General features: G+C 71.6%; 4 protein-coding genes and 2 pseudogenes. 1 reads left to right on the top strand and 5 read right to left on the bottom strand.

All coding sequences use genetic code 11. The annotated features are described in order from the left end of the window. Positions 1-48: 48 nt before the first annotated feature. The 5 genes and pseudogenes from JN22_RS00295 to JN22_RS35125 all read right to left on the bottom strand — a co-directional run bounded on the left by JN22_RS00295 (position 49) and on the right by JN22_RS35125 (position 5111). A complete protein-coding gene (locus JN22_RS00295) occupies positions 49-1920 on the bottom strand; it encodes a right-handed parallel beta-helix repeat-containing protein (RefSeq protein ID WP_085552008.1) in 1872 nt (623 codons plus the stop codon). Positions 1921-2496: 576 nt separating this feature from the next. After that, entirely contained in the window at positions 2497-2625 is a 129-nt protein-coding gene (locus JN22_RS34690; protein ID WP_263300698.1) for a hypothetical protein, read from the bottom strand. Between the two features lie 46 nt (positions 2626-2671). Then, positions 2672-3404, bottom strand: a pseudogene (locus JN22_RS00290) (IS630 family transposase); the annotation flags it as partial. A 157-nt stretch (positions 3405-3561) separates the two neighbouring features. After that, positions 3562-3913 (bottom strand): annotated as a pseudogene (locus JN22_RS00285) (transposase); the annotation flags it as partial. Between the two features lie 208 nt (positions 3914-4121). Further along, positions 4122-5111: a helix-turn-helix transcriptional regulator gene (locus tag JN22_RS35125; protein WP_085552007.1), complete on the bottom strand. Its 990-nt coding sequence runs from the start codon at positions 5109-5111 to the stop codon at positions 4122-4124. 235 nt (positions 5112-5346) lie between these two features. Between JN22_RS35125 and JN22_RS00275 the strand changes: the two genes are divergently transcribed. Continuing rightward, positions 5347-13035: an autotransporter-associated beta strand repeat-containing protein gene (locus JN22_RS00275; RefSeq protein WP_179166001.1), complete on the top strand. Its 7689-nt coding sequence runs from the start codon at positions 5347-5349 to the stop codon at positions 13033-13035. Positions 13036-13055: the final 20 nt, after the last annotated feature.

Genomic DNA, 13055 nt, shown 5'->3' with positions numbered 1-13055 from the left:
CGGCGGCCTGCGTGCGACGCGGAAAAAAATGCGTAGGCCGTGGCGGCGTTACGCCGCGTCGCCCCAGAAATGCGGCATGGTGGCGTCGGCGCCGTAGCCGTCGCTGCCCATCGACGACCAGCTCAGGTCATGGATGCCGTGGGAGAGCGCCGCCGCATCCTCCTTCAGCGAATAGTCGCCGTTCGCGCTGTCGGTGAAGCCGGGGTTGAACACCGCGTCGTTCGGCCCGTAGCCCTTCCCGTTGGCGGCGAGGTTGCCGTCCATCAGGAAATTCTGGCCGGGGCTCATCAGCTTCCAATACTGCTCGATCGGCATGTCGCCGGCCGTGAGGTTGCGGATGATGGTGGTGTCGTCGGGGCGCGCCTGGTCGCCGGCCTTGGGCACCCACTCGACGCGGATGAAGGCGTGGTCCGGATCGCCGACGACGCCGAAATTGTTCTCCAGCAGGTTGCCGTCGCCGCCATGGACGTAGATGCCGCCCCAGGAGAAGCCCTTGACGAAATTGTCGCGCACGGTGACGCCGCTGGTCAGGTCGTCGAGCGAGATGCCCCAGCCCTTGTGGTCGGTCAACCAGTTGCCATCCGCGTCGGTAGCAAGACCGCCGGTGTCCTGCACGTCGTTGCCGCGGATCACCGAGCCGGTCGGGGTGCCGGAGCGGCCCAGCATCTCGATGCCGCCGCCGTCGGCGGTCTCCTGCCCGACATGGTGGATGCTGTTGAACTCGACCATGTTGTTCCGGTTGATCTGGCCGTCATCCCATTCCTTCAGCGACACGCCGTAGCGCGGCGCGTGGGAGATGTCGTTGTGGCTGATGACGCTGTCGCTGCTGCCGACGCCCCCGACCCCGGCTCCGCCCTTCACGATCTCGCCGATGTGCTCCATGCGGTTGGCATAGATGTGGTTGCCGTTGGCGGCGTTGCTCATGGTGATGCCGCTGGAGCCCAGATGCTCCATGACGTTGCCGCCGATCAGGCTGTTGTCGGTGCCGTTCAGGGCGATGGCAGTGCCGACATTGACGAAATGGTTGCCGCCGACCGCGTTGCCGTGCCCGCCGGTCAGCGACAGCGCCGCGCCGTCGTATTGCCCGTCGGTGAAGGTCAGGCCGGTGATGGAGAGGTCGCTGGCGTCCTTGGCGCTGATCAGCGTGCCGAGCCGCGCCACCACGGCGCCGTCCTTGAGCAGGGCGGCGGCATCCTCCGGCTTCACCACCAGGGCGTCGTCGCCGGCACGCCAGCCGAACTCGCCGGCGTCGCGGATCAGCGTGGCGTCGTTCATCACCCGGTAGGTGCCGCCGGAGCGCAGCGCGTAGGAGGCGTCGTCGGCCAGCGTGACGCGGTCGCCGTCGATGGCGCGCACCGCCGTGATGTCGTCCTTCAGCCGCTCGGTGTCGAAGGTCTGGACGACCAGCCCGTCATGGGTGGTCAGGCCGGCCGGAATGTCGCCGTCCTTGACGGTGAAGGCGGTCTTGCTGGCCCCACCCTCGGCGGCGCGCAGGACCTGCCAGCCGCTGGCCGGGTCGGCCGGGTCGACGTCGCCGGTCTGGGCGACCGTCTGGCGGACGCCGCCGATGGTCAGGTCGAGCCCGCTGGCGTAATCGAGCTTGGCGGAATAGAGGCCGTTCCCCTCGGCGGTGAAGCCGCGCACCAGCTCGCCGCCGCTGATCACCGGCGTCTCGCCCTCGTAGGCGGCGAAGCTGTGGCCGCTGTCGCGGGAATCGAGGGTGAGCGTTTCATCGAGGCGGTAGGTGCCGCCACGGATGTGGGTGGTGTCGGTATCACCCGCCCGCATCGCATCCCGCGCCTTCTCCAGGCTGGCGAAGGGGCCGTCGGTGCCGTCGGCGTTGGGGGCCGCAAGCCGGCCGGACCAGCTGTCGTTGCCTTGCGTCGAAACGTAGAAGGCCGTCTGGTCGGTGGTCGTCATGGTCAAGTCCTCCAGTGCTGTGGGCCGGAGGAAACGCTTTTATGGTTAATGTTTCCTTTCCTGCTGGAGTGCCCCAAATGGGGAAGGATATCTGCAAGGAACCATAAAATACATCTGACACTTATTGATTCCATTGGGAAATTCGGAAAAGTTGGAACCATAAAGCGCCTCATTGGAACCATAAAATGATCCCCTGGAACGGTTTTGGAACCATAAAATAGTTCTGTGAAAATACCTTATGGACATACGAGGTCCGTTAAAAAGGTCTGTGACTTTATACTCGCTTTGCGAGAAACCTGATCGGCTGAAGCTGTGGCGGGATGACTCACCCCAGCCCGCGTGAGTGCTTGGTGGTGGCGATCCCGCTACACTGACGCATGCTTTCCGATTCAGCCGGCCCTCCGCTTCGAGCAACCTACATCGTCGCAAGCCAACTGAACTTCGATCAAGGGCGCCGTGGCGCGCACCGGCGGTGCCGGGATGGGAGTCGTCGGATCCGACGGATCCCAACCTGAACGCGAATGCATGAGCGTTCGTCGCCCCTTTGACGGATAGCGCCCATGAATGATCTCATCTTCACCGTAAAATCTTCGCCCAATCTCCCTTGCGAGTTGCTTCGGCGGCTGTGTCCGGCGTCACCTGTCGGCGTTCACACAGCGCACGCCCGATCTGCTGCGCCGTGAGCGGCCGGTTGGCGATGCGCATGACACTCATGACCTCATGCCCGAGTTCCCCACTGATACCAAAGCCGTTAAGTTTTGACCTGTAAGGCCCAGTGGTAGCCGCATGTGGAGCGGATGGGTCCTGGTTCGGCGAGGATCTGGTTCCAGACTTGGCAGCAGACATCCAGTATGGCGTTGAGATCGGCGAAGAGCCTGTGGGCCAGCAGCGTGTGGCGCATGAACTGCCAAAGCCTCTCGATGGCGTTGAGTTCCGGACTGTAGGGCGGGAGCGGGACGAGGGTGATGTTGGCTGGCACGACGAGGTCGCCGCTGGTGTGCCATCCCGCTCCGTCGATGACCACGGCGGCGTGGGCGCCGGGTGCGACGGTACGGCTGATTTCCTCCAGCATGAGGGTCATCGCCTCGGTGTTGGCGCGTGTCATGACGATGGCGGCCCCGGTGTCGCGGGCCGGGCAGACGGCGCCGAAGAGATAGGCCGACTTGAAGCGATGATCGCGCACGGCGCGTGGCCGGCTGCCACGCGCCGCCTATCGCCGGGGCAGGGTGCCTTTCTGGCCGATGCGGGCTTCGTCCTGGAACCAGACCTCCACGGCGCCCGCTTCGGGATGCTCCTTTCCGATGGCGGCGAGCCGGTCGGCAAAGTTTTTTAAACGCTTCCTGGGCCGCCGCGTCGGTCTTGGGATGGATCGGGCGCGGGGTGAGGAAGGACAGCTTCATCCGGTACAAGCGGTCCTGCATGCCGGTGCGGCTGTAGTCCGCCCCGAAATGCCGCAGGGCCAGTTCGCGGATATGTCGGACACGGCGTGTTGCAGCGAGACGACGAGTTCCGGAGATCGCCCGGTCCCACCGCCGATCAGGTGACGCGAATGGAGTTCGGGCGTCCGAGGTCGAGCATGCGGTTGAGCAAAGCGGCGCCGATGGCGATCTCGGTGAGCGCGGCACTTGCGTGCAGTGTCACAGTCCGAGCGCACCGGGCAAGGGCCGAGCAGTCGGGCACCGGCAGGTCGAGGCCGAGCAACTGTAGGACGGAGGCGATCAGCCCTTCGGTCTGGCGCAGCGCCAGCCGGAAGACGGCGCGCAGCATCAGTCCCGTCATGATCGCCAAGTCGGATCGCCAAGTCGGAGTAGCAGGGCTGTCCGCCCGGCGTGGCTCGCGGGGCCGCCTTCCAGCGTGCGATCGCGCCCTCGGTGAACCACACGGTCAGGCTGCCGCGCTGGCGCAGGGAGGCGTCGTACTCGGCCCAGTTCGTCACCTTGCGTTTCGGTCGCGGGATATGATGACGGCGAGCAGCGTTCGCCTTCTGCGGCATCGCGGGAAATCCAGCTGACGAAGAACGGTGTTCCGACCTAACCCACCAGCTCCATCCGTGCAACAACGCGAGCCACGCGCATCAGGACGTGATCCAGCTTCTGGACGAGGTCACGGGAAAGCTGAACGCGGCCGAAGCGGCTGGTGCGTGACACCGCCCCTGCCGGCGAAAGAATGACCCCGCGAAAGGGCGGCTCCGCCAGGAACGATCACGGCTTCGAGACCACGCTCTTGCGGCGCGGCGGCGCCACCGCGTCCGGATAGCCGCGCGGCGGCACGCCGAAGCGGGCGGTGAAGGCGTGGATGAAGTTGGAGACGTGGTTGTAACCGACCCGGTAGGCGATCTCCTTCAGCACCACCTCCTCCGTGGTGATGGCGCGGCGGGCGTGTTCCAGCCGTTCGTTGCGCAGCAGCTCGAACGCCGTGGTGCCGAACAGCTCGCGGAAGCCGGCGTTGAGCCGGCGCTCGGTCATTCCAACGGCGGCGGCCAGTTCGCCCAGGCTCGGCGGGCTGCGCATGTCGGCGAGCAGGCGGTCCCGCGCCTCCCCGATCAACGCGCGCTCGTGGGCCGAGACGGTGTCCGGCCGCCCCTCCCGCAACTCGACGACCGCCGCGGCCTGGAGAGCCAGGAGCTGGAGGGCGACCCCCTCCATGAACAGGATGCGCAGCGGCCCGTTCAGCCCCGGAGCGAACAGATCCTCCGCCAGCCGGCGCAGGTGCGGCGAGGCGCGGGTGGGAAGGACCGGCGTGTGGACCGGGTCGGGCGCGAACAGCGGCGCCAGCGGTCCCGGCACCGCGCCGTCGAACAGGCCGACGGCGCGGTCGAGGTCGAAGGCGTAGCCCGTCAACCGCAGGCTCTGGCCACCGCGCATGGTGACGACCGACGAGCTTTCCAGCGGGCGGAAGAGCATCGCCTGCTCCGGCGCGATGCGCAGCTCCGTGCCGTCGGTGAAACGGTGGTCGAGCACACCCGACACGCTGATCTGGCCGGTCAGCCAGTCGGTCGAGGCGCCGTTGCGCGGCTCGACCGCCATGTCGCGCAGGATGTCGGCGGCGACCAGGAAGACCCGCAGGCCCTGGGCGATCTCGATGCGCTCGACGCTGCCCCGCCAGTTCTCGTCCTCGACCGGGGTGCGCTCCTCGACCCACAGCGACTTGCGGCCGGTCGCCGCGTTCAGCAACCATTCGATGTCCGGCACGGCGCACCCTCTACGGAAACGGGACCACCCGGCGGGGTGGTGGGCAGTGGTGACGCTCGCGCATAATGTCCGGTCCGTTGATCACATAAGCCGGACGTTGATGCAGACCGATGATGTTGACAAGAGTTTATGACCGACGGGGTGGAATTTTTGGGCGGGTTTCGTGAAATTTCTGGAAAATACACGGCATCTTCGAATGCTTGAGACTGCGGGTTAACGGATGAAGCGGCTTCTGTTGGGCAGTTCCGCTCTGCGGTCCATCCTTCCCTCTCCCACCCTCCCCGACAGGTTGCCGCACCGCCGGCAAGCCGCGCTGCTGGCGACGCCGGCCGCCATCCTGGCACTGCTGGCGACGCCGGCCGGCGCGGTGAACGTCGCCAGCGAAGCGGCCTTGCGCGCTGCCATCCTTGCCAACAACACCGGCACCGGCGACGGCGTCATCAACATCACGGCGAACATCACGCTGTCCCAGTCGCTGCCGATGATCACGTCGTCGATCGCGTTCACCGGGAACACCAACTCGGCCCCCGCCGGAGGCTGGCAACTGAACGGGGCCGGCACCCACCGCGCCTTCTTCGTCCACACCGGCACGGTGTCGGTCACCGGGCTGACGATCGCCAACGTGGCGGCGGCGGGCGGCAAGGGCGGCGACAGCAACACCAGTGCCGGCGCTGGCGGCGGCGGCCTGGGTGCCGGGGCCGCCGTGTTCGTCGGTGCCGGGGCCGCCGTCACGCTGTCGGGCGTGACGGTCGGCGACGCCTCGGCCACCGGCGGCGCCGGCGGCAACGGTGGTGGCACCGGGCTCCCCGGCGGCGGCGGCGGCGGCGGCGGCGGCATTGGCGGCGCGGGCGGCGACGCGGGCGGTGTCGCCAACGGCACCGGCGGCGGCGGCGGCGGCGGCTATGCCGGTGCGGGTGGCCGGGGCGGCCTCTCCGCCGGCGGCGGCGGCGGCGGCGAGTTCGGCAACGGAGGCGGCTCCGGCACGGCCAGCATTCCCGGCGGCGGCGGCGGCGGCGGCGGCGGGCAGCAGGGCAACGGTGGCACCGGCAGCGACGCCGTCGGCGGAGGCAACGGCGCCGGCGGCGAGGGCGGCGGCGCCACCGTCGATGGCAACAACCCCACTGGAGGCAGCGGCCAGACCGGCGGCACCGGCGGCAGTCCCGAAGGCGGCGACGGCGCCAACAACGGAACCGTCACCGCGGGAGCCACGGGCGGCAATTTCGGCGGCGGCGGCGGCGGTGCCGGCGGCAGCGCCGGCACGGGCAGCGCCGGCGGCGACGGCGGCCTGTCCGGCGGCGGCGGCGGCGGCGGCCGCGACAGCAACGGCGGCAATGGCGGCATCGGCGGCGGCGGCGGAGGCGGCGCCAACGGAGTCGGGGGCAACGGCGGCCTGTACGGCGGCGGCGGCGGCAGCGGGCGCAACAGCGCCGGCAGCGCCGGCACCGGCGGCTTCGGCGGCGGCGGCGGCGGCGGTTTCCGGTTGGCCACCGGTGGCACCGGCGGCTTCGGCGGCGGCGGTGGTGGCGGCGGCACCAGCGGGGCGGGCGGCACCCTGGGCGGCTCCGGTGGAGCCAACGGAGGCGCCGGCACCGGCGGCGGCGGCGGGGCGGGGCTGGGCGGGGCGGTCTTCGTGCGGGCGGGCGGCAGCCTCACCATCACCGACAGCGGCTTCACCGGCACCTACAACGTCACCGGAGGAGCCGCCGGCACGGGAGCCGTCTCGACGCCCGCCACCGCCGGTCAGGCGCGGGGCGCGGTGATGTACCTCAACGACAACACCGCCTCGACCACCCTCGACGTCACCACCGGCACGCAGACCATCGGCGGCGCCGGCGCCATCGCCGGCGACGGCGGGCTGACCAAGTCGGGCGCCGGCGTGCTGGCGATCACCGGCGCCAACGGCAACTACACCGGCACCACGACGATCAACGCCGGGCGGATCGCCGTCTCGGCGAACAATTCGCTCGGCGCCACCAACGGCATCGTGATGAACGGCGGCGGTCTGCGGGCCGACGCCGCCGGCCTGACCCTCGCCAACACGGTCAGCCTCGACTCCGCAGGCGGCGGGATCGACACCAACGGCAACAGCCTGACGCTGAGCGGCGTCGTCTCCAGCACCGCCGTCGGCAGCCTCACCAAGAGCGGCAGCGGCACGCTGACCCTGTCGGGCGCCAACAGCTACACCGGCGCCACCAGCATCGCCGCCGGCGCGCTGACCGTCACCCACGCCACGGCGCTCGGCACCACCGCCGGGGGCACCTCGGTGACCTCCGGGGCGGCGCTCCAGCTCCAGGGCGGCATCAGCGTCGGGGCGGAGGCGCTGACGCTGAACGGCGACGGCGTCTCCAGCGGCGGCGCGCTGCGCAACCTGTCCGGCGCCAACAGCTATGGCGGCGCGATCACGCTGGGCTCGGCCACGCGCATCAACAGCGACGCGGGCACGCTGACGCTCGGCGGCGGCATCGGCGGGGCCGGGCTCGGCCTGACGGTCGGCGGCAGCGGCAACACCACCATCTCCGACGCCATCGGCACCACCACCGGCGGCTTGACCAAGGACGGAACCGGCGTGCTGACGCTGTCGGGCGCCAACAGCTACACCGGGGCGACCACGATCAACGGCGGCACCGTCCGCGCCGGGGCGGCCAACGTGATCGCCGCCGGCTCGCGGATCACGCTGGGCAACGCCGCCGGGGCGCTGTTCGACCTCGACGGCTTCGACCAGTCGGTCGGCAGCCTGGGCGGCGGCGGCAACAGCGGCGGCAACATCGCGCTGGGCAGCGCCACCCTGACGGTGACCCAGGGGATCGGCGACGTCTATTCCGGGGTGATCTCGGGCAGCGGCAATCTGGTCAAGGCCGGCGCCAGCACGCTGACCCTGTCGGGGCTCAACACCCACACCGGAACCACCACCATCAACGCCGGCACGCTGCGGCTCGGCGTGGCCAACGCGCTGGCCTCCTCCAGCGTCGCCCTCGCCGACACCGCCGGAGCCACCCTCGACCTCAACGGCTTCAGCCAGACCATCGGCGGGCTGTCGGGCGGCGGCGCCAGCGGCGGCAACTTCGCGCTGGGCAGCGCCACCCTGACCGTCGACCAGAGCGGCGACACCACCTACGCCGGCGCGCTGTCCGGCGCCGGCAGCCTGGTCAAGACCGGCGGCGGCACGCTCACGCTGGCCGGCGCCAACGCCCATGGCGGCGGCACCACCATCAACGGCGGCGCCATCACGGTGCAGAGCGCGACGGCGCTGGGCAGCGGCGCCACCTCGGTCGGCTCGGGCGGCGCCCTGCAAATCCAGGGCGGCACCACGCTGTCGAGCGGAACGCTGACGCTGAACGGCACCGGGGTGTCGGGCGGCGGCGCCCTGCGCAGCCTGTCCGGCGCCAACGAGGTCACCAGCGCCATCGCGCTGGGCCCGGCCACCCGCATCAACGCCGATTCCGGGACGCTGACCCTGTCGGGCGCGATCAGCGGCGGCCGGCTGACCATCGGCGGCGGCGGCGACACCACCATCTCCAGCGCGCTGGGCGGCGGCGTCAGCGGGCTGACCAAGGACGGCGGCGGCACCCTGACCCTGTCGGCGGCCAACAGCTACACCGGCACCACCACGCTCGACGGCGGCACGCTGCGCGCGGCGGCGGCGGGGGCGCTGTCCTCGGCCTCGGCGCTGGCGCTGTCGGGCGGCACCCTCGACCTCGGCGGCTTCGACCTGTCGGTCCAGGGCCTGTCGGGCAGCGGCGGCAGCATCGCGCTGGGCGGGGCGTCCCTGACCGTGAACCAGGGAAGCGACGGAAGCTTCGCCGGCAGCATCGGCGGATCCGGCGGGCTGACCAAGGCTGGGGGCGGCAGCCTGACCCTGTCGGCCGCCAACGGCCACGACGGCGTCACCGCCGTCACCGGCGGCACGCTGGTCATCGAGAGCGCCGGGGCGCTCGGCGGCAGCGCGGCGGGCACGACGGTCGGCGGCGGCGCGTCGCTCCAGCTCCGCGGCGGCATCGCCGTGGCGGGCGAGGCGCTGACGCTGGATGGCGGCAGCCTGCGCGGCGCCGGGGGAGCCAACAGCTATGGCGGGGCCGTCACGTTGCGGGGCTCCGCCACGATCGCCGCCGATTCCGGGACGCTGACCCTGTCGGGCGCGGTCGGCGGCACCGACAGCGGCCTGACCGTCGGCGGCGCCGGGGATGTCACGCTGGCGGGCGGGCTGTCGCTCGGCTCCGGTTCCCTGACCAAGGAGGGCGGCGGCACGCTCCTGCTGTCCAGCGCCAACGGCTATGCCGGAACGACCAGCGTCACCGGCGGCGTCCTGCGGGCCGGCGCCGCCGGCGCGGTGTCCGGCGCGGCGCTGTCGCTGGCCTCCGGTGCCACGCTCGACCTGAACGGCTTCAGCCAGAGCGTCGGCGGGCTGTCGGGCGGCGGCACCGTCGCGCTGGGCGGCGCCACCCTGACGGTCGGGGGAAGCGGGGACAACGCCTTCGGCGGCACGCTGTCCGGAGCCGGCGGCCTGACGAAGACGGGATCGGGCACCCTCGCCCTGTCGGGCGCCAGCACCTACGACGGCGCCACCACCATCAGGGCTGGCGCCCTCACCCTGGGGAACGCCGCCGGGCTCGGCAGCGCCGCCGGCGGCACCACGGTCGGCGCCGGCGGCGCGCTCCAACTCCAGGGCGGCATCGCCGTGGCGACGGAGGCGCTGACCCTCAACGGCACCGGCGTGGCGGGCGGCGGGGCGCTGCGCAGCCTGTCCGGCGCCAACAGCTATGGCGGGACGATCACGCTGGGCTCGGCGGCGCGGGTCAACAGCGACGCCGGCAGCCTGACGCTGGGCGGCGCCGTCGCCACCGCCGGCTTCGGCCTGACCATCGGCGGCGGCGGCGATACCACGCTGTCGGGAGCGGTCGGCGGGGCCGGCGGGTTGAGCAAGGACGGTGCCGGCACCTTGATCCTGACGGGCGCCAACAGCTACGACGGCGTCACGGCGATCGACGGCGGTCTGGTCCGCCTGCGCGACGCCAGCGGCCTCGGCAGCACCGTCGGTGGCACCAGCGTCGCCGCCGGGGCGACCCTGGAACTGGAGAGCGGAATCGCGGTCGGCGCCGAGACCCTGACGCTGAACGGCACGGGCATGGCCGGCGGCGGCGCCCTGCGCAGCCTCTCCGGCAGCACGAGCTACGGCGGGGCGGTCACGCTGGGCTCGGCGACGCGGATCACCACGGAGGCCGGGACGCTGACGCTGTCGGGGGGCGTGTCCGGCAGCGGCGAGCTGGCCAAGGACGGCGCCGGCACCCTGATCCTGACCGGAACGGCGAGCCACGACGGCGGCACCGTTGTTTCCGCCGGCACGTTGCAAGGCAACGCCGCCAGCCTGACCGGCGCCATCGCCAACAACGCGGCGCTGGTGTTCGACCAGACCGAGAACGGCGTCTTCGCCGGGACCGTCTCGGGCGGCGGCACGCTCGCCAAGACCGGGGCCGGCACGCTGACCTTCTCGGGCCGGAGCAGCTTCTCCGGTTCCACCGCCGTGACGGCCGGCGCCCTCAAGGTCACCGGCTCGCTCGCCTCCAGCGCGGTGACGGTGCGGCCGGGCGCCACCCTGCTCGGCACCGGCACGGTGGGCGGCGTCGTGTCCGGCGGCACGCTGGCGCCGGGGGCGTCGATCGGCACGCTGACCGTCGCCGGCAACGCGACCTTCAACCCCGGCTCCACCCTGGAGATCGAGGTGAGCCCGGCCGCCGCCGACCGGCTGGCGGTGAGCGGCGGCGTCGCCATCAACGGCGGAACGCTGCGCGTGGCGATGGAGAGCGGCGCCTATTCCATACGCAGCTATGACGTCATCACCGCGGGCGGCGGCATCACCGGCAACTTCGACAGCTTTGTCGTGCCGGAAGCCCAGCGCCTGCTGCCCTTCATCCTGACCGGCAGCAACCTGGGCAGCAGCTACCGCCTGAGCATCGGCGTCGGCTTCACCCCGGGATCCGACAGCGTGCTGCTGTCGGGAACCACCATCACCAACGATCTCGACGGGCTGGAGGATTGGGACAGCGTCACCTTCCAGGGCACCGGGAACCGGCTCCAGGCCAACATGGTCAATGTGGAGAGCCTCCAGATCGGCGACGCGCTCGGCACCCTGTCCGACCTGACGCTCCAGTCGGGCACCCAACGCGTCGAGACCACCCTGGTCCGCCCCAACGCCGCCCTGACGGTCAACGGCACGCTGAACAGCCCGGCGGTGATGGTCGCGGCCGGCGGCAGGCTGGGCGGGACCGGCACGATCAACGGCGCCGTGACCATCGGCGCGGGCGCAACCTACTCGCCCGGCAACTCGCCGGGAACCCAGACCGTCAACGGCTCCTTCGTCCAGAACGGCACCTTCCTGGTCGACATCGACGGCACCGGGACCGGCACCGGGGCCGGCAGCCACGACCGCCTGCTGGTCGGCGGGACGCCCGGCACCTACGCCATCGCCGGCGGCACCCTCACGCCGCTGCTGCGCGGCATCAGCGGCGACGCCACCAACGCCTACACGCCGACGCTCGGCCAGAGCTTCACCATCGTCCAGGCCGCGGGCGGCATCAGCGGCGGCTTCGACCGCCTGACCCAGCCGGCCGAGGGGCTGCCGGCCGGGACCCGGTTCGACACGGTCTATGGCGCCGGCACGCTGACGCTGGTGGTGACGCCCTCCGCCTACGGCAACCTCGCGGCGACCGGCACGGCCGCCACGGCCAACCGCAACGCGGTCGGCGCCGCGCTCGACACGATTCGGCCGGCGGCCGGCACACGGGACGGCAGCGCCACCACGGCCCTGTTCGACGCCCTCTACCTTGCCGACGGCGGGACGGACGGGGTGGGATCCATGCTCGACGGGCTGGGCGGGGCGCTGCACGCCGAAACCATGACCGCGACGCTGGCCACCGAACGGCTGTTCGACGAGATGCTGGACGATCGGCTGCACAGCCTGCGCCAAGGCACGGGCGGAGAGTTCGCCTCCGCGCGGTCCATTGATTTCCGCCTCGGCGGCGGCGGTCCCTCCGCCGTGGCCGGCCGGGCAGGCGGAGGGCGCCAGGGCGCCAAGGCCGCCGGTGACGAGGCGGTGGGCGGCGTGACCGTCCGCCCCTGGACCGACATCACCGGCAGCCTGTTCGTGGTGGACGGCAACGGCAACGGCCCCGGCGCGCTCAGCAAGGCCGGTGCCGGCGCCGCCGGCATCGACGCCAGCCTTCTGCCCGGTCTCGACCTCGGCGTCGCGGTCGGCTACGCCCGGACCTGGGTCGACGGCAAAAGCGGGAGCGGCAGCGGCACCGTCGACAGCTACCGCGTCGCCGGCTATGGCGGCTATCGGTTCGGCGAAGCCTTCGTCACGGCCTCGGCCTCCTACGCCCTCACCACCCACCGCACCAGCCGCGACATCACGCTGGGCGCCACGCGGATCCGCGCGGCCAGCGACGCCGACGGGCACACCATCGGCGCGTCGCTCGGCGGCGGCTACCGGTGGACTGCCGGCGACCTCGAGGTCGAGCCGTCGGCCGGATTCCGCTACAACCGCGTCACCCGCGACGGCTTCACCGAGACAGGCGCCGGCCCCCTCGGGCTGACAGGACAATCCGCCACGCTGGACGGGCTGGAAAGCTGGCTCGGGGTGCGCGCCGGCCGCCGCTTCGAGACCGCGAGCGGTCTGGTGGTGGCGCCGTCGGCCCGGCTCGGCTGGAGTCACGACTGGCTCGACGTCGGCGGGCACAGCGACGCCGCGCTGGGCGGCCTCAATTTCGGCGTCGACGCCAGCCGGCCCGGCCGCGACGGCGTGACCTATGGCGCCGGGGTGACGGTCCTGTTCAGCGACATGACCGGTCTGTTCGTTGATTACAGCGGCGAATCCCGCTCCAACACCGGCCGGCACGCGCTCCGCGCCGGCTTCCGCACGACGTGGTGAGACCCGGCGCGCCTTGCCGA

Source organism: Azospirillum agricola (assembly GCF_020005195.1).
GTDB classification, from domain to species: domain Bacteria; phylum Pseudomonadota; class Alphaproteobacteria; order Azospirillales; family Azospirillaceae; genus Azospirillum; species Azospirillum agricola.
This window is presented reverse-complemented; position numbering and strand designations above follow the sequence as displayed.

What these genes read in the sequence shown, in the direction of transcription:
- JN22_RS00295 (WP_085552008.1), bottom strand. Translation starts at nt 1,920, where the DNA reads ATGACGACCACCGACCAGACGGCCTTCTACGTTTCGACGCAAGGCAAC.
- JN22_RS34690 (WP_263300698.1), bottom strand. Translation starts at nt 2,625, where the DNA reads ATGCGCATCGCCAACCGGCCGCTCACGGCGCAGCAGATCGGGCGTGCG.